Origin of the sequence: Bacillus sp. 2D03 (assembly GCF_003946765.1) — a bacterium.
Taxonomy (GTDB): domain Bacteria; phylum Bacillota; class Bacilli; order Bacillales; family Bacillaceae_G; genus Bacillus_A; species Bacillus_A cereus.
The window spans coordinates 160,059-177,620 of record NZ_RPSJ01000004.1; the positions used below are offsets into that span (position 1 = coordinate 160,059).

The window sequence follows — 17,562 nt, forward strand, 5'->3', positions numbered from 1 at the left end:
TTGTATCTCATTCCCTTTTTGTTTATTAGTCTTTATACCAATTTCCCAACACGTCTCTAGGAATCTCCTTGAAATCCTTCAAAGAAACCGGGCCGACAAATTTTTTAATTCCATGTTTTTTAGAATTTTCATCCGAATAATCTTTTAAAAATTGAATTTTAAATTGTTTCTTACCATCAGCATAGTCGGTTACTGTCGGTACGATTGCCGCTTGTCGTATACCAAAAGTTTTATCTTCATACTTAACAAATTGTACATAAGATAATCCTCCAACCAATGTTTCTAATTTTTCTTGCGCAGAAATAAGATTTCCAAGAGAATAATAGATTAGCGTTTCATGTCCATCTTTATTTTGTTTCCACTCAATTGGTTGAATTACATGTGGATGATTTCCAATTACTACATCTACACCTAAATCTGTTAAATATTGAGCAACTTCTTTTTGTTGCTTTGAAGGTGTTGAGGTATATTCTACTCCCCAATGCACCATAACAATCACCATATCAGAGCTACTCTTTGCCTTTTCCACATCATTTTGTATCGCTTTTTTATCAATTAAATTTAAAGCCCAAGACTTATCAGCTGGAATTTTAATTCCATTCGTACCATATGTATAATTTAGTAACGCAAAACGAATACCATTTTTTGTAATCGTTTTTATTTCATTACGCTCGTTTTTACTCTCATTAATACCTACTGGGATAACATCCGGATATTTTTCCCAGTATTCTCTTGTATTCGCAACACCTTTAATACCCATATCCATAGCGTGATTTGTCGCTTGCGTCACTATATTGAATCCAGTGTCCACTAAAGATTGGCCTACTTCTTCAGGTGTATTGAAAGTCGGATATCCTTGTACTTTTAAATTATTTCCGGCAATCGGAGTCTCCTGGTTCACTATAGCAAGATCACTTGATTTAACAGCCTTTTTGATATTTTCATAAATATAATTATAATCATATGAACCGTCTTTTTGTTTGCCATCTTTAATTACTGCGTCATGATATAAATTATCACCCGTAGCTATTAAATTCACAACCGATTGTACTTTTTTATCTTCCGTAAAATTAGGAGACTGTTGGATAGGACTTTTATCTACCCAATTCGGTGCTTTTAATGATGTATCTATATTGGATTCAGCCGGTGGTAACGAAGCTTTAGATGTCTTAACATCAGTATTACCACAAGCGGTTAAAAGCACTAAAAAAATAAGACATACTAAAAAAAACTTTTTACTTCTCTGTAAAGTATCTAACATGTGATCCTCTTTTCTGTTTTATTCCTTATAACCTGTTCTAACAAATCATTCTTTAAAAAAACGTATTTTGGTTTTACCCTTAATTATGGAAGGACACTCTGTTACACCTGCTTCGGAATATACTAATAATTGTTTTCCGCTTTCTAGCAATCTATCGATTCCATCAGAAGTAATAGATTACTAGAAAAACATAATCCATCAGGATGTCGACTAGTTTGATATACCTATTCCAATTGCAATAACTCGTTTAATATTTAAACAAGATAGGAGAATCGTTCATATAGCCTCTTCTCTCGCTTTATGTTTAAGGTGCCTCCAAAAAAGGGATCGTTGCTGTACCCCTTTACATAGTGCGAAATTTTTGCAACTAATTTCTTTCATTCAAGCGACAAACATTATACCGATAACAATAAGTAAGACCCAAGAACTTATTTTACCAATATACGAAAAAAGTAGCAATCTTTTGTCCCATATAAAGAAGCCCATTAGGAGAAATGAACGAGAGATTCATTCTATTCAATTCCTTCATTGATTAATAAAAAAACAAGCCATCCAACTATTGGATGGCTCTATACTATAAAGAAAATTTGTTATTGGATTACTTCAATTTCCCTTCAAAAACAATCTTCCTACCGCACGGCTCAACTACTGTTTTGCCGTCTTTCTTTACTTCATGAAAGATTGGCTCTTCCATACGACGAGACGGAGCGTAGCCTTCTTGTTCCATACGTGCTAAGCAGTCTGTAATTGTTTCATTTTCAAGTACTTCAAATTTCTTTTTATTAGGTTGTTTTGTCATGCCCTAACCTACTTTCTATTTTTCTTGATGCAAATTGATTTTTCATGTAGACCATATATAACATTGCGAGAATTCCCATTATAATCATAACCGCAATAAAAAAGCTTGTATACTGTATTTTTTCTATAAATACGCCGCCTAATACAGGTCCCATAATACTTCCTAAACTAAAAGCGATTCCGGATAATATATTACCTGCCGGTAGTAAATGTCTCGGTAATAAATCAGTCATAAATCCAAGCCCTAAAGAGAAGCACGATCCAATAACCATACCCGCTAAAAGCATGCAGGCAAAGACGATCCAGTAATATTGATCAAATACGGCGGCAAGTAGAAAAATGCCCGTACTTATGCTAAACGTCCACGTTAATATACGGTCCCTTCCGTATTTATCACTCAATATACCGAGCGGAATTTGTGTAATAATACCCCCAACTGCAAATGCTGGTAATAAGAAGGATACATCTGAAACAGACCACCCTTTACGAAGTGCATATACTGGTAAGTTACTGTTTAGCATTGCTTCAAGTACGCCATATGCAAGTGGTCCTAGCAGTGCAATCCATCCTAATCCAACAACTTGTTTATAACGAGAAAATGATGATTCACTCTTCGCTTCTCTTTCATCTTGCGCTGGGAATGCATTTTTTGTTGGAAGTAGTAAAAGCCAACCTATTAAACAAAGTACAGTAGATATAATAAATGGCGTTGCAAGACCGTACTGCACAGTGCTTGCTAAATACGGGCCAACGGCAAAACCAATTCCAAAGAATACACCGTATATCGATACTTGTCTCCCTATTTTACTTGGGTCTGATGTTGTCGTGATCCACGTTTGTGTTCCGACATGAAGCATATGATCTCCGACTCCAACTAGAAATCTAAGGATAAACCATACCCAAAACGAAAATGTTTGTGTAAAAAAGAATAATGAAATAATAACGAGAAACCCACCTATAACAATAATCGGCTTCATTCCAAACCTTTGCATCGGTTTTTCAAGAAACGGCGAAATGACTAATATCCCAATGTACAATGCCGTCGCATGAATACCATTAATACTTGAACTAACCCCTTCTTGTTCAAAAATCATTGCAATGGCAGGTAAGAGCATTCCTTGTGATAAACCTGAGATTGCTACAATCCCAACCATAATCCAAAAAGTAAAACGCATTGACATCCCTTTCCCTCTCCTTCTCACGCTTCCACTTTTCATTATAAACTGTTTCTGCAAATGCGTGTACGGATATTCACAATAAAAAACAAGCTAAAAGAATGAACCTTTTAGCTTGTTATCTTATCCTTCCCAAACTTGCGCTTTCACATTGTTATGAAATTGCTTAAAGTATGGATGTTTATAAAAAGCAGTTTCATATAAGTATTGCTGTGCGTTAGCGATTGGTGGCTGCGGATATTGCATTTGTAAAGGAACTACAGCTGGCGAAACTTGCATATACAGCGGGTTTATCATCATTTTTGTATATGCGTAATGATTATATGGCGAATAAGCGATGAAAAATGGTTGATGCATTGATAATCTCCCCTTTTACCTACAATGTTATAGTATATGCAATACCTTTCATTTCGGGGATTATTTCTGTTCTAACCAATTCTCTACATGTTTTATAAATACATCTAAACAATCAATAAACGGCGAGTGTCCGCAATCTTCTAATACCTTCAACTCTGCATTTGGCAAATGTTTCGCTAATTCCTCACCGACTACTTGGGGTACGACATAATCTCTATCGCCTTGTATGACGAGTGTTGGCGCTTTAATACGATGAATTTGCTTACTTCCCTCTACAACCCCATTATGTTCATCTGAAATATTAAATGTAATGAGCGCATAATTCACATCTACGAAATTACGTTGCGTTAACATATCATCTAAATACTTTTCATAACGGTCCGGTTCAGGTTGGTTATGCGTATATATTAATAGATTCCATACTGTACGGTAATATAGTTTGTTCATATTTTTTATCGCGTCTAATACTGGAGCGATTTGTACTGGATCTTGTGCAATTTCTTCTTTCGTCTTTACTAAACTTGATACAATCGGCTGCCCATTCGTATCTTTTTTAAAGATTGGGTAACCTTTCATTCCTACTGATTCTACTAAAATTAACTTTTCTACAAAAGTTGGGTGATTCGCTGTAAATTGCATCGCAACGCCACCGCCCATTGACCAGCCCATTAATGAGAATTTCTCTAGCTTTAACTCGTCGATAAATAATTTTACATCTTCTGCAAAGTCTTGTAATGAATCTATCGATTGATTATACGTTGATTGTCCAAATCCTCTTAAATCAAGAGCGTAAATATGGTATTGATCTTGCAACTTTTCAATAACTAAATCCCAATGTTGTGACGATGTCATGTTCCCGTGAATGAGTACAAGAATATCTTTATTTCGCCTTCCAACTTCCTGATATGCAATCGTTTCTCCGTTCGATAGTGAAACAAACTCCATTGTTGCAGGCTTAATCATCACAAGTTCCCCCATTCTATTTAATAGAAAGAAAATTCTTTACTTAATTAAAGAATAGCACGTAGAATGTACGTTCGCAACATAAAACCTATAAGAATTTTTTACATAAATCAACATGTCTATTACTAGACAATTATTATAAAAAAGTATATAGTTAGCTAGGTAACTAATTTGAAAGGATCAAAATACATGGACGAAAAACAACATTTTTTTCACATCGTCAGCCAGACTTCTCGAAAGTTTACGAAGAAATTTAATGAACGTGTATCTCCAACAGGGTTATTTAGTGCGCAATGGGCTGTTATTTTCCGCATTAATCAAACTGGTTCTTGTACGCAAACAGAATTGTGCCAGTATTTAAATGTTGAATCACCAACGATGACTCGTACATTAACACGTATGGAAACGATGGGATGGATTATTCGTACAGAAGGTAAAGATCGCCGTGAGAAGCTCATTTCTTTATCCGAAACAGCGATAAAGATGATTCCAATATGGCAAGAAGAAGTTGATACTTTCGAAGAAAAAACGCTAGAAGGTATTAATGAAGATGATTTACATCAAGCATTTCAAGTTTTACAACAAATTATTAAAAATTTAGATTAAATTGGAGGGATGACGATGCAAAGTGAGAAACTTTGGACGAAGGATTTCCTCGGAACTTGTTTTAGTAGTCTATTTCTCTTCTTAACATTTTACATGCTTATGACTACTCTGCCTGTCTATGTAATAGACGGCCTAAAAGGAAAACCTGAGGAAATTGGTTTAGTTGCAACTGTGTTTCTTATTTCTTCTGTTTTATGTAGACCATTCACAGGAAAATGGCTCGATGATTTAGGAAGAAAGAAAATATTATTTATTTCACTTTCATTATTTTTAGCCGCTACTGTTATGTATTTCGGTGCGCAAAGTTTATTCTTATTACTTGCCCTTCGCTTCTTACACGGTATTGGGTTCGGGATGGCAACGACAGCTACTGGTACGATCGTAACTGATGTTGCGCCAGCTCATCGACGAGGCGAAGCACTTGCATATTTCGGCGTATTTATGAGTCTGCCGATGGTAATTGGTCCTTTTTTAGGTTTAACAATTATTTCTCATTTTTCGTTTACTGTGTTATTTATCGTTTGTTCCGTATTTTCATTACTTGCATTTTTATTAGGACTACTTGTAGATATTCCACACGAAGCACCTGTTAGCAAACAAAAACGTGAAAAAATGAAATGGAAAGACTTAATCGAACCATCTTCTATTCCAATTGCACTTACAGGATTTGTTTTAGCCTTTTCTTATAGTGGTATTTTATCCTTTATTCCTATTTATGCGAAAGAACTCGGTTTAAGTGAAATTGCAAGTTACTTCTTTATTTTATACGCACTTGTTGTTGTCATTTCTCGTCCATTTACAGGAAAGATTTTTGATCGCTTCGGTGAAAATGTACTCGTTTACCCTGCTATCATTATTTTCACAATCGGAATGTTCATATTAAGCCAAGCACAAACTTCATTTTGGTTCCTTGGCGCAGGTATGCTAATTGGTTTAGGTTACGGAACATTAATTCCGAGTTTCCAAACGATTGCGATTTCTGCCGCTCCAAACCATAGACGTGGTTCTGCGACAGCTACGTATTTCTCATTCTTTGATAGTGGTATTGGCTTTGGTTCTTTCATTTTAGGTATTGTCGCAGCGAAATCCAGTTATCATAATATGTATTTTATCGCAGCTATTATCGTTGCGTTCACTTTACTTTTATATTATGGATTACACGGACGAAAACAAAAATTCAAGAAACAACCTACAGACGGAAAAATTTCCGCTTAACGTTAATAAGGAAAGTAAACTTCCCCGTTTACTTTCCTTATTTTGTATTTCTTTCAAGACGAGCGTATACTTATAGTAGAAATAAAAAGGAGGGCCATATATGAAACTAAAAAAATCTCCCCTACTCTTACTTATACTAACATTCATATTTGTAATTACAGGGCTTGGGTTTACTTACTTCAAACAAAATAAAACGACCCCATCAAAACATAATGTGACAAAAGAAAACTGGTTAAATGACCCTTACTTACGTTGGTCATATACCCATATGAAAGAATTCACTTTAGTTAATAACGTAAAAAACAATCCTGACCAAATTGCTCACTTCCCTTCCGCATTGCAAAACTTAGACGATTTTGCTGTGGAGCGTAGATTCGGAAATACAACTCCTCTAAAAAAACTTTTAGACGATAACAAAACAGATGCTTTTGTCGTTGTACATAATGGACAACTTGTTTACGAACGATATTTCAATGGGTATAAACAGAATGAACCTCATGGTATGGCATCATTAGCAAAAGTCTTTACCGGGGCAATTATACAATCTCTCGCTGAAGAGAATCGTATTGACTTAGAAAAAACAGCTGACACTTACATAAAAGAATTAAAAAACACACCGTTCGGTAATGCCACACTTCAGCAATTAATGGACATGCAAGTTTCAGCAGAATACCCGACCCACGGATATGAGCAGCCTGGGCTAGAAAATCAAGATGCACAATTATATTTAGCTAGCAATATTTTACCCCGCGGCAAAAATTACGACGGTCCGATGAAAATTTATGATATGTTACGAGAAGCCGAAGAAACTGCACCGCCTGGTTCTTCCTTTTCTTACAATAACGGATCAACAGAAACGCTCGCTTGGATTATTAGAACTATTACTGGTAAATCACTAGCTGAAAATGTAAGTGAACGAATTTGGTCTCAAATTGGTATGGGAGAAAACGCGTATTACGTTACAGATGAAACAAAAGTAGAACAAGCTAGTGCTGGATTAAATGCAACTGCTAGAGATATGGCGAGATTTGGGCAATTACTATTAAACAATGGAGAATATAACGGAAAACAAATTCTCCCTTCTTCTATTACAGAAAGTGTAAAAAATGTCCAAGAAGGTGAACTTGCAATTGGCCCTGGAGCTTCCATTTCTTATCATAATCAATGGTGGATTCCGCACAATGAACAAGGTGCTTTTGAAGTGTTAGGTAGTTACGGACAAACACTTTACATCGATCCGAAAGCAAATATGGTAATCGTTCATTTCTCTTCTAACGCAACGCCAAGTAATGAAATACATTCGACTTACTCAAATATGTATGTTGATATTGCCCATCATTTAGAAAAGCTTCCACAGTAGTGGAAGCTTTTCTAAATGATGGGATATTTTATTTATACTCCTACATATTAGAAGATGCTGAAAGAATAACTGCTTATAACACGCCTATCAAAATTTATATAAGCAGTTTACATGTTTAATTAAGTGTTTAACTAATACATCCACACCTTTTGGAGAATTCGTTAAAACACTTCCCTTACAAAGATTGTCTGTTCATATTGGTCGAAAATTTCTTCTATAGATGAAAATAAAGTTTCTTCCGGGATGATGAACTTTATTTTTTGACCATTTTTTAACATAAAGGAAATTGTTCCATTATCATTAAAACCTGTATGAAACGTTCCTCGTTTATTTAATAGTACCTCTTCAATTGTATTTATTTCAATTGAAAAGTTATTCTTTAATTGCAAGAGTTCATGTATATTGCCAGTATGTATTTTTGTATCTATTTCAGTTTCTAAGTTTAATTGTTTTTTCTCAATTTTTTTGAACCAAAACAAAAACAATAGCTCTCAAATACCAGGTAATTGTTTTTTATAAGCATGTCGACTATGAAACTGTCCGCCAATCTTTATAAAATATATACAGTCACCTGTAACAAAAACTTTATAATACATATCTGCCGTAAACATTTTAGGCTTTAAAAGATAAAAACTTTTGATCATAATTCCCCCATCAATTTTAAGTGTATTTGTATAAACATTTTTAGCTAGGTTTGTGCTTAAACATATTTCTCATGTAATGCAACACTATTGTATTGAATCTCCTCTCCCTTTGCAACAGTTGCTTTGAAGCCAGCTAGTAACCTTTCTCTATACTATCCCTATAAGTGCTACCCCATTTCCAACCGTTTTCTTCTAGTATATTAAAAGCAGAATCTGATACAAGGCTCTATATCAACCTATCAATAAATTACCACCCTACAAATATCTGAATTTTCTTTATGTTGGAGGTTATCTCCTAAACAACCTCGAATAATTGTAATACATATACATAAGGAGGGTGATCTATTTTGTTTCGTTCCTTTACAAATGGTTGCGTCGCCTTAGTGCAACGCTTCTTGCCAGAACCGTTTATTTTATCATGTTTACTAACTGTTTTTGTTATCTTCTTTGGTATGTTTGCGACTCACCAAACCCCTGTAGAAATGATTAATCACTGGGGTAATGGAATTTGGGGACTCCTCGCCTTTTCTATGCAAATGGCACTTGTACTCGTGACTGGATCTGCTTTAGCAAATGCTCCTCTTATTAAAAAGGGATTAACGAAAGCTGCCAGACTACCAAAAACGAATGGACAAGGCATTATTGCCATTTCAATTGTAAGTTTACTTGGTGCATACATAAACTGGGGCTTTGGAATTGTTGTATCTGTTTTATACGCAAAAGAAGTGGCAAGGCAGCTGGACGGATTAGATTATAGACTAGCAATCGCCTCTTCTTACTCTGGATTTCTCATTTGGCATGCGGGTCTTTCTGCCTCTATCCCTCTTACGTTAGCAACAGGCGGTGAAACGTTAATTAAAACGACTGCTGGAAGTATTAAAGAGGCGATTCCAATAACAGAAACGTTATTCTCACCATACGCTCTCGTTCCAGTTATTATTTTTCTCATTACGATGCCTCTCATTAATAAGGCGATGCATCCAGATGAAAAACATACGATAACTGTAGATCCTAGCGTGTTCCATGAAGAAGCCGCTGCTCAAGAAGTAGAAAAAAATACATTCGCTGAAAAGATGGAAAATAGCATTATTATTACACTTTGCGTTGGATTGTTAGGTCTCATTTATATTTTCAATTACTTTTATACGAAAGGTTTTAACCTTACTCTCGATATCGTGATTTTTATGTTATTAATTGCAGGTCTTATTTTCCACCGTACTCCGATTCAGTATATTCGCGCTTTTTCAGAATCTACGAAAAGTGCTTCTGGCATTTTACTTCAATTTCCGTTTTACGCAGGAATTATGGGCATGATGATTGGAGCAAATAGTGAAGGACTTTCACTTGGAGGAGCTATTTCTAATTTCTTTATTAGCATTTCAAATGAAACGACTTTTCCGCTCTTTACATTTTTAAGTGCTGGCATTGTTAACATTTTCGTTCCATCTGGCGGCGGTCAATGGGCTGTGCAAGCACCAATTATGATTCCAGCTGGCGCTGAACTTGGTGTACCTGCTGCAAAAACAGCAATGGCAATTGCATGGGGCGATGCTTGGACGAATTTAATTCAACCTTTCTGGGCATTACCAGCATTAGCGATAGCTGGTTTAGGTGCTCGTGACATTATGGGATTTTGTGTTGTGAACTTACTATATGCGGGTTTTATCATTAGTCTATGCTTCTTATTTATTTAAACAAAAAGCTAGTTTTATACTAGCTTTTTTACATAATAAATCACTTATTTCCCACGCAATTTATAACCTTCTCCCACTCTATCTCCGTAAGATGTAATGACTCAAATGCAAAAAAATCTTCACACACTTTTTCAATTAGATGTGGATTTTCCCTCAAAAAATTCCACTGTAACGCTTTAGGAAGAAAATGCATTTCATATTCTTTACTTCCCCGTACTACCTCATCAACTTCTCTTTCACAAATTCCTCTTATCAAGTAGTCATTTCTTAACTCTATTTGAATTTGCTGAAATGTTTTACTACATTTTTTCAATTGAAGTAAACACGTAACATACTTCCGAAAAAGTTCGCCGTCATACTGAACACAGTTTATAATACGGTCGACTTCATTCATAATGTACGAGCCTTTTCTTCTATTTGTAATAACCATTTTTCACGCTTTGATACTTTACTCGTTTTCACAGATTGAAACACTGAACGTTTTATATCGCGAATGCCACAAAAACGTAAAACACCTCTCTTCATCATAATCCAATCTGCTGATCGATATAATAGTGCGACGTACCATAACGGTGAATCTAGCGTATTAATCACCCACGCCTTCTTACCTTTCAATAAGCCTTTCGGCAGAGCCCCTTCATATTTATAAGCAAATCCAGCTACGAAAATACGATCGATAAATCCTTTTAAAATTGCTGGCATCCCCCACCACCATATTGGATAGATGAATAGAAGTGTATCTGCTTCTTCTACTAACGTTCTGTACCGAGCTGTTTCTTCTTCATTTACTAAATCACGTCTTTTCTTCTCTTCATTAAATACGAGGACTGGATCAAATTGTTCTTTGTATAAATCAAGCAGCGTAACTGAATGATTTGTTTCCGGTAGTCCTTTTTGCACATGATTTAAAATCGCCGCGTTAAAACTTGAAGGATTAGGATGAGCGTATACAATTAGTACGTTCACTACATAACAACTCCCTCTATACGTTAAAGTTTCCCCTTCTTTAATAACTTCTCTAAAATTTGTACGTTTTTCGAACTTTGCAATAATCGATTCAATAATATAAGTAATTCTTCTTTTTCTAAATCTTTCAGTTTCTCTTTAACTGCACTCTCACCAGCACCTTGAATATCATAAACAACTGCCGCCATATGCTTACAAAGATTCTCATATGGACATTCGCAGCTACTTTCTGAAAAATCTTCGAGATTGATAACTACTTCATAATTTCCTGCATTTCCAGTAACGAAAGCAAACACTTTTTTATCATGTATTTCAACATCTTCTACATGTCCATCTTCATAATATTCATATCCCTTATCTACAATGTACTTTGGGATCCATTTCGTTATATCTTCTAATAAGTAAGCGTACATAATTGTACGCCTTCCTTTAATTCCCTTTTGACTTCAAAAATCCTGTATGTTATTCTAATAACTGTCAAATAGCAAGTCTATATGACAAAACGACTGACACCTATTCGGCGAAGGTGTCTCTTTTCATTTGCAGCCGATATGAATTGCCTCTTTCAGGCACATTCAATTTTTGACACTACACACTCAACACCATTCCCTGTATCAGGCTGCTTTAGCAGTCTTTTACTCTACATACTCCGTTATTTTAAGAAAAAAAGAGAGCTTAGCTCCCTTTTCTCGCCTTATACAATACCCCTTTTTCAGCATAGAGATATTCATCAGCTAATGTAATTTTCCCATCCAGTTTTAGTTCGTCTAATAATCTTGATAAATAAAATTGATGCAACATCTTTTTCGTGAATTTTCCTTCATGATGCGAAACGATATGTTCTTGAATATCTAACAATGATATCGGCTTATCTTGCTCTATCATATATTCATAAACTGTACTACGCAGTTTTACGTATTTTTCGAGTGTCACAGTAATGCGCAACCCCTTTCTTCTTAATATAAATTTTCGTAATCGGTTTTTTTGCAATAAAAAAACCTCTCCGATAAGAAGAAGTTACGTATATATCTTCGTCTTATCTCCCAGAACAAATATGTTCTGCTGGAATTAGCACCTGCATCGCGGTTGCTGGGTTTCATCGGGCCAGTCCCTCCACCTCTCTGGATAAGAAAATATTCACTTAATTCTTACTATACGTAATTCCACTTTAATTGTCAAATAAATATAACAAATTATATTTTCTTCCTTACTGTTCATACTACCCATATACGAACACGCAAGGAGGATTATGAAATGCATCAAAATGCTCGCGGATATGTACAAGATTCTTTTCAATCATTACAAGAAGCTAAAAATTGTTTAGAAGAAGCGCTCGAAACAGTTGAAAAAGATTTTAATCGCGCTCGTATTGAACAATCACTTTATGCTGTTGAACAAGCTATTCAACGTTGCGAGTACACCGTTCATATTTTAGAAAAAGATTAAAAACTTCCCATCAATTGATGGGAAGTTTTTTCAAATGGCATACTTCATAATTATTGCCGTTATGATTAAAAAATATACAGAATTAGCAATTTCTAAAATTCCTACTTTTATAATAGAAATTTTTTTGCCATACAACATAATCGCTCGAATGACACTTGGTATAAAAATAAGAGAACACCACGGATTAATCACAAATATGATTATCGTTAATACGATATGATATCCCCAAGATATAAGACGATACTTCGGGTTATTTTTTTCACGAATCATCGTTTTCACATAGAACGTACTACCTAAAAAGTATAAAAATGAAATAAGTGCAATGAATATAGCTGTATGATCGATTTGCTTCATTGAAAAGTAATAACTAATTAACCCACCGATACAAAACACAATGATTGCACAAATATCATTTAGCAATGCTCTTTCATTTTTTTGACGGGCGTAATACATATTCACTATAAATAATGGAATCATTACTATTAAGAATAAAAGAATTCGCCACTCATATAATAAAGAAATCATCCCAAATAGGAACGCAATACTGAAATAAACAATGGCAGCTTGTAAAAACCCTTTTTTTCGTCTTTGCTTTATGTACGTAAGAAATGGATACGTGGCTAAATAGATAAAGAACCACGCTAAAAACAATGGAATATGATAAATAGTAGGTTTCCCAAGTATGACACTTAATAAAAAAGGAATAACAAGCATGGCCCATGCACCATGTTGCTTCGGAATAACTAACTTCATTAACTATACACCTCCCTTTTAAAAAAAGTTCTCACCTACCATTATACAAATAATTTTATATAATAACGGATGTATATTAAATCGATTTTTTGACAAAAAAATGCTCCTTACAATATGTAAGAAGCATGAAAGAGGCAAACGAATATGTAAGTCGCGACCCTACCTTATATGAGTATGCTTTTCTATGTCACGTTATGCTCATCTAATATACCGTATTTCTTTTTAAATCTTGTAAGAATCGTAATCCATGAAGTACTAAATAGTAATAAGAAAATAACATTCGAAATCGCATGGCTCAAATCAAAGTAAAAACTTGCGATATAATACGAAATGACAGTTTCCCACGTTGCTTCTCGTATAAAACCGAGAAGGCCCCAGAAATTCATAATCCAGCCAAATAAAAAACCAACAATTACTCCGTAAAGAAGTCTTCCCCATAGCTTTTTCATAAAAAATGTATTACGAAGTAGACCTGCTATAAAACCAATCATGCCCCACGAAAACATTTGCCACGGTGTCCACGGACCTTGTCCTAAAAAAATATTAGATACGATTGCTGCTGTAGCACCAATCATAAAACCAGTTTCACTTCCAAAGACAATTGCAGAAACGATAATGACAAAAGAAGTTGGTTGTACACTTGGTAAAATAGAAAATGGCACCCGGCTTACTGCTGCAATTGCCGCTAATACAGCAACGAGAACAATTTCACGTGAAACAAACGCCTTTCTTTCAAAACGGATATAGAAAGGTAACATAATAACCGCTAATATAAACAAACTACTTAACATGTAATAACCGTCCATGACAAGTGTCGTAAAGAGTAATGTGCCGATTATTACTGCAAAGATACATATTATGAATGCAACATATCTTTTGGACACGCTTCGTACACATCCTCCCACGTTAATGCATATGGCAATTCTTTTCGAATGAATCGATTAATAGATGTTGTATAAAAGAAGTTGCCGCTAAAAAATTCTTTCGGTGCATCATTCATAATGACTGTTCCATCAAATAACATCATACATTGATCAACGTATTTCGCTGCAAATTCAATGTCATGCGTCGCCATTACAATTGTTGTTCCTTCTTTTTGTAGCTTCCTAAATAGCTCTCCTACTCTTTCTTTCTTCCATGGATCTAACCCCTTTGTCGGTTCATCCAGTAATAATAGCGTTGGCTTTGATAATAACGTTGTACATAGCGCAAGTAATTGTTGCTCTCCTCCGCTACAATCATGCGGATGGCGTTCTTTAAGCGCATGTAACCAAAACTTTTTCAACATCTCTTCTGCAATTTTTCTTCCTTGTTCTCCATATAATTCACGCGCACGTTCATAAACCTCGTCCCATACTGTATCAAATGTAAAATGGTAATACGGATGCTGCGATACATACCCAATACTTTTAAAACGTTCTTTCGAATCAATTTTATGTATTACTTTTCCGTTCCACTTTACTTTCCCTCTTCTCGCTTTTTGTAATCCTGCTAAAATCGTTAACAGTGTAGACTTACCTGTACCATTCTTCCCAACGAGTGCTACCCATTTTCCTTTTTCAATCGAAACTGATAAATCACGTAAAATAAGCGGACTATTTTTTTCATATTGGAACGAAATATGCTCTGCGCTTAAAATTACCTCTTGCTTTTCACTTTGTGCTATTGGCTCATTTACATATGATATCGCTGCAAAATCATTCATTTTCATTTGCGCCTCTCGCACTGTAAACGGAATATCTCTCACATTCCACTCTAAAAATAGCCTTGGAATTTGCGGAATAAATGGACGGAATGTTTCTACTCCCCACATATCCGTAATAACAATTTTAGGACTACCATCATACATAATACGGCCATTATCCATACAAACAACGCGTGTTGCAAGCGGGATAACTTCATCTAAACGATGTTCACTTAAAATAATCGTAATTCCAAGTTCTTCATTAATCCGTTTTAATAATCCTAAAAACTCTTTTGCAGCGATTGGATCTAACTGCGCTGTCGGTTCATCTAATAATAGCAATTTCGGCTGCATAACTAATACCGCAGCTAAATTAACAAGTTGCTTTTGCCCACCAGATAACGTGTGAACAGATTGATGCAATAAATCTTGAAATCCTAAAAAGCTAATAAGCTCTGCTATTCTTTTTTGAATAATATGTGATGGTAATCCGATATTTTCTAAAGAAAATGCTAATTCTTGAATCACTGTATCCATAACGATCTGATTTTCTGGGTTTTGAAATACCATCCCAATTTCTTGGGCAGATAACAAATCAGCTACTTCCTCTATTAAAACACCCTCATAAAACATCTCTCCAGAACGCGTACCAATTGGAAGTAACTCCTTTTTAAAATGTTTTAATAAAGTCGTCTTCCCAGATCCCGATCCTCCAGCAAGTGCAATAAACTCACCTTTTTGAACAGAAAGAGAAATATGCTGTAACGCTTTTTCATTTTCATCAGCATATACAAATGATAAATTGTTTATTTCTGCATGCGCCACCATATCCATTCTCTCCCTTCCATTATGATTGGTAAACTAATAAACATCGTAAATACGACAAACATCATCCCATCGTATTGCTGAAATAGAATCGATTCGACTTTCGGATAAATAATCAATTTCCCCCCGCCATAATTACTACATATAATAGCCGCTATAAATAAAATGATTAAATAACTGAGCGTATACCAATCGCGCCTTTCCATTCTATAGCGAATATACGTCGTACGCTTCGTTACACCAAATCCACGAGCTTGCATAGAATCTGCCGTTTGCAGTGCATCTTCTAATGAACAAATTAATAATACTTGCAGCAATTGCATACCATTTTTGACGCGTTCAATTATCGAACCTGAATCTACCTGCACACCTTTCGTCTTTTGAACGAGTGTGATTTTCTTTAATCGCCTTATAAACAAAGGAACAAATCTCACTGTAATCATCGTTAACAATGCAACTTTCGGTGAAATTCTTGAAAACAAATATAAAAATTTATGACTGGAAATAATATCATTGTATGACGCAAACGTAAACATAACTGCAACTAGTAATAACCCCATTACTATTCCAAACATAATCGCCTCAAGCTTAATACGGTCATCACCTAACCAAAATAACGTAGTTCGACCTCTATGCGTTAATAACGAATTAAATAAAATTACCATAAAAAAGAAAACAATTGTGCTCGGTAGCATCTTTCTTATCTTTTCGCTATTTCCTTGCATCACATTTAACATAATAATTAATACTATTGCTCCAATTAAAAAAAGAGGATGAAGACACATCATACATAGTATCATCACCCCGATATAATAGAAAAAATTCACAAAAGGATGTAAAGAAGAAAAACTTATTTTCATAGCCCTTTACCGAATGCCTTTCTTATTGTAATACGTATACCCACTCAATTGTATCTCCTGGTTTTACCGTAGCTACACCAGCACTATGGTTTGGAAAAGCACCGTTCACACGATATTTCCATCCACTAGTATCCGCAATATCTTTTTCATATAAATCATTAATACCTTTTACATAAATACTATCTCTAGATCCGCTTGCATCAACATCTAATCCTGTACGTTGCAATACTTTATACACTGTATCGCCTTCTTGTACATCCATCTTTTTCGCACCCATTATATATCCGTTATTTCCTTTTACCGAGATTGTTACTTGTTTTGCTTTAGGTACTGGTGGTACTGGTGGTGGCACTGGGTTTGGTGGTGGTACCGGTGTTGGTGGAGCTGGTACACTATTGTTCTCTTCTGGCTTTTTCTTTTGCTCCTGCTTCGGTGTTTCTTTCGGCTGATTCACAACCTTTGCTTCTTCTTTTACTTCTGGTGCTTTCGGTTGTTGTTTCTCTTCTTGTACTTGTTGCTGCTCTGGTTGCTTATTTACAGCAGGTTGCTCTTTCGGTTGTTGTTTCTCTTCTTGTACTTGTTGCTGCTCTGGTTGCTTATTTACAGCAGGTTGCTCTTTCGGTTGTTCCTGTTGTTTCTCTTCTTTCTTTACCTCTGGTTGTGCCTGCGGCTTTTCCTCTTTCGGCTTCTCTTCTACTTTTTGTTCTTGTTTCTCTTTCTGTTCTTCTTGCTGCTTTTGCTCTGATTCAGCTTGCTTTTCTTCTGCTTTTTCTTCTGGCTTCGCTTCATCTTTTTGTTCTTCTTGTTTCGCTACCTCTTCTTGCTTCGGTTCTACCTTCTTTTCAGGCTTTACAGCTGCCTCTTCACATCCGGCAAGTAGCCCGAGCGAAAGCAGTAAAGAAATGAACCATTTCACCTTACTCATCCTATCTCTCACCTTTCATACGAAAATTAG

Annotated in this window: 20 protein-coding genes and 1 riboswitch; of the genes, 5 read left to right on the forward strand and 15 right to left on the reverse strand. The window is 35.4% G+C overall.

The window, feature by feature from the left end; all coding sequences use genetic code 11:
* Positions 1-25: 25 nt before the first annotated feature.
* The 5 genes from EBQ15_RS11325 to phaZ form a co-directional block, all read right to left on the reverse strand.
* A complete protein-coding gene (locus EBQ15_RS11325; RefSeq protein WP_000887598.1) occupies positions 26-1,261 on the reverse strand; it encodes a CapA family protein in 1,236 nt (411 codons plus the stop codon).
* Positions 1,262-1,859: 598 nt separating this feature from the next.
* Complete coding sequence (locus EBQ15_RS11330) at positions 1,860-2,060, reverse strand: NETI motif-containing protein (RefSeq protein WP_000166303.1); 201 nt, start codon at positions 2,058-2,060, stop codon at positions 1,860-1,862.
* On the reverse strand, positions 2,044-3,240 hold the full coding sequence (locus tag EBQ15_RS11335; protein ID WP_000062803.1) for an MFS transporter: 1,197 nt from the start codon (positions 3,238-3,240) through the stop codon (positions 2,044-2,046). Before EBQ15_RS11335 ends, EBQ15_RS11330 begins: the two co-directional genes overlap by 17 nt.
* Positions 3,241-3,357: 117 nt before the next feature.
* Positions 3,358-3,591, reverse strand: a complete 234-nt coding sequence (locus tag EBQ15_RS11340; protein ID WP_000554161.1) for a hypothetical protein — start codon at positions 3,589-3,591, stop codon at positions 3,358-3,360.
* A 60-nt stretch (positions 3,592-3,651) separates the two neighbouring features.
* Positions 3,652-4,554, reverse strand: coding sequence for an intracellular short-chain-length polyhydroxyalkanoate depolymerase (phaZ, locus tag EBQ15_RS11345; RefSeq protein WP_000594870.1), 903 nt, complete (start codon positions 4,552-4,554; stop codon positions 3,652-3,654).
* Positions 4,555-4,743: 189 nt separating this feature from the next.
* Between phaZ and EBQ15_RS11350 the strand changes: the two genes are divergently transcribed.
* The 3 genes from EBQ15_RS11350 to EBQ15_RS11360 all read left to right on the forward strand — a co-directional run bounded on the left by EBQ15_RS11350 (position 4,744) and on the right by EBQ15_RS11360 (position 7,735).
* Complete coding sequence (locus tag EBQ15_RS11350; RefSeq protein ID WP_000343675.1) at positions 4,744-5,160, forward strand: MarR family winged helix-turn-helix transcriptional regulator; 417 nt, start codon at positions 4,744-4,746, stop codon at positions 5,158-5,160.
* 15 nt (positions 5,161-5,175) lie between these two features.
* On the forward strand, positions 5,176-6,375 hold the full coding sequence (locus EBQ15_RS11355; protein WP_001190318.1) for an MFS transporter: 1,200 nt from the start codon (positions 5,176-5,178) through the stop codon (positions 6,373-6,375).
* 100 nt (positions 6,376-6,475) lie between these two features.
* On the forward strand, positions 6,476-7,735 hold the full coding sequence (locus EBQ15_RS11360; protein WP_000768755.1) for a serine hydrolase domain-containing protein: 1,260 nt from the start codon (positions 6,476-6,478) through the stop codon (positions 7,733-7,735).
* A 161-nt stretch (positions 7,736-7,896) separates the two neighbouring features.
* Here the strand turns inward: EBQ15_RS11360 and EBQ15_RS11365 are convergent, their stop codons facing one another.
* On the reverse strand, positions 7,897-8,214 hold the full coding sequence (locus EBQ15_RS11365) for a hypothetical protein (protein ID WP_000498517.1): 318 nt from the start codon (positions 8,212-8,214) through the stop codon (positions 7,897-7,899).
* A 512-nt stretch (positions 8,215-8,726) separates the two neighbouring features.
* Between EBQ15_RS11365 and EBQ15_RS11370 the strand changes: the two genes are divergently transcribed.
* Positions 8,727-10,073 (forward strand): short-chain fatty acid transporter, encoded by a 1,347-nt coding sequence (locus EBQ15_RS11370; protein WP_000490011.1) that lies wholly within the window; start codon positions 8,727-8,729, stop codon positions 10,071-10,073.
* A 40-nt stretch (positions 10,074-10,113) separates the two neighbouring features.
* Here the strand turns inward: EBQ15_RS11370 and EBQ15_RS11375 are convergent, their stop codons facing one another.
* The 4 genes from EBQ15_RS11375 to EBQ15_RS11390 form a co-directional block, all read right to left on the reverse strand.
* Positions 10,114-10,467, reverse strand: a complete 354-nt coding sequence (locus EBQ15_RS11375; protein ID WP_001006482.1) for a hypothetical protein — start codon at positions 10,465-10,467, stop codon at positions 10,114-10,116.
* Positions 10,464-11,039: an NAD(P)H-dependent oxidoreductase gene (locus EBQ15_RS11380; RefSeq protein WP_001101652.1), complete on the reverse strand. Its 576-nt coding sequence runs from the start codon at positions 11,037-11,039 to the stop codon at positions 10,464-10,466. Before EBQ15_RS11380 ends, EBQ15_RS11375 begins: the two co-directional genes overlap by 4 nt.
* Positions 11,040-11,062: 23 nt before the next feature.
* Positions 11,063-11,452 (reverse strand): SWIM zinc finger family protein, encoded by a 390-nt coding sequence (locus tag EBQ15_RS11385; RefSeq protein WP_000271497.1) that lies wholly within the window; start codon positions 11,450-11,452, stop codon positions 11,063-11,065.
* A 262-nt stretch (positions 11,453-11,714) separates the two neighbouring features.
* Positions 11,715-11,972, reverse strand: a complete 258-nt coding sequence (locus tag EBQ15_RS11390; RefSeq protein WP_000171476.1) for a hypothetical protein — start codon at positions 11,970-11,972, stop codon at positions 11,715-11,717.
* A gap of 100 nt (positions 11,973-12,072) precedes the next feature.
* Positions 12,073-12,171, reverse strand: a riboswitch (SAM riboswitch).
* A 122-nt stretch (positions 12,172-12,293) separates the two neighbouring features.
* On the opposite strand from EBQ15_RS11390, the gene EBQ15_RS11395 reads away from it, so the two are divergent.
* Complete coding sequence (locus EBQ15_RS11395; protein ID WP_000554032.1) at positions 12,294-12,485, forward strand: hypothetical protein; 192 nt, start codon at positions 12,294-12,296, stop codon at positions 12,483-12,485.
* Positions 12,486-12,515: 30 nt separating this feature from the next.
* On the opposite strand, the gene EBQ15_RS11400 is transcribed toward EBQ15_RS11395, so the two are convergent.
* From EBQ15_RS11400 to EBQ15_RS11420, 5 genes are all read right to left on the reverse strand, one after another.
* The gene (locus EBQ15_RS11400; protein WP_000779989.1) at positions 12,516-13,238 is read right to left on the reverse strand and encodes a YwiC-like family protein; all 723 of its coding nucleotides are present in this window, start codon (positions 13,236-13,238) and stop codon (positions 12,516-12,518) included.
* A gap of 182 nt (positions 13,239-13,420) precedes the next feature.
* On the reverse strand, positions 13,421-14,122 hold the full coding sequence (locus tag EBQ15_RS11405; protein ID WP_000044901.1) for an ECF transporter S component: 702 nt from the start codon (positions 14,120-14,122) through the stop codon (positions 13,421-13,423).
* Positions 14,095-15,756 (reverse strand): ABC transporter ATP-binding protein, encoded by a 1,662-nt coding sequence (locus EBQ15_RS11410; RefSeq protein WP_033683018.1) that lies wholly within the window; start codon positions 15,754-15,756, stop codon positions 14,095-14,097. Before EBQ15_RS11410 ends, EBQ15_RS11405 begins: the two co-directional genes overlap by 28 nt.
* Entirely contained in the window at positions 15,729-16,607 is an 879-nt protein-coding gene (locus tag EBQ15_RS11415) for an energy-coupling factor transporter transmembrane component T (RefSeq protein WP_016118307.1), read from the reverse strand. The genes EBQ15_RS11410 and EBQ15_RS11415 overlap by 28 nt, the downstream gene beginning before the upstream one ends.
* A gap of 22 nt (positions 16,608-16,629) precedes the next feature.
* Positions 16,630-17,532, reverse strand: a complete 903-nt coding sequence (locus tag EBQ15_RS11420) for a DUF4430 domain-containing protein (RefSeq protein ID WP_000048883.1) — start codon at positions 17,530-17,532, stop codon at positions 16,630-16,632.
* Positions 17,533-17,562: the final 30 nt, after the last annotated feature.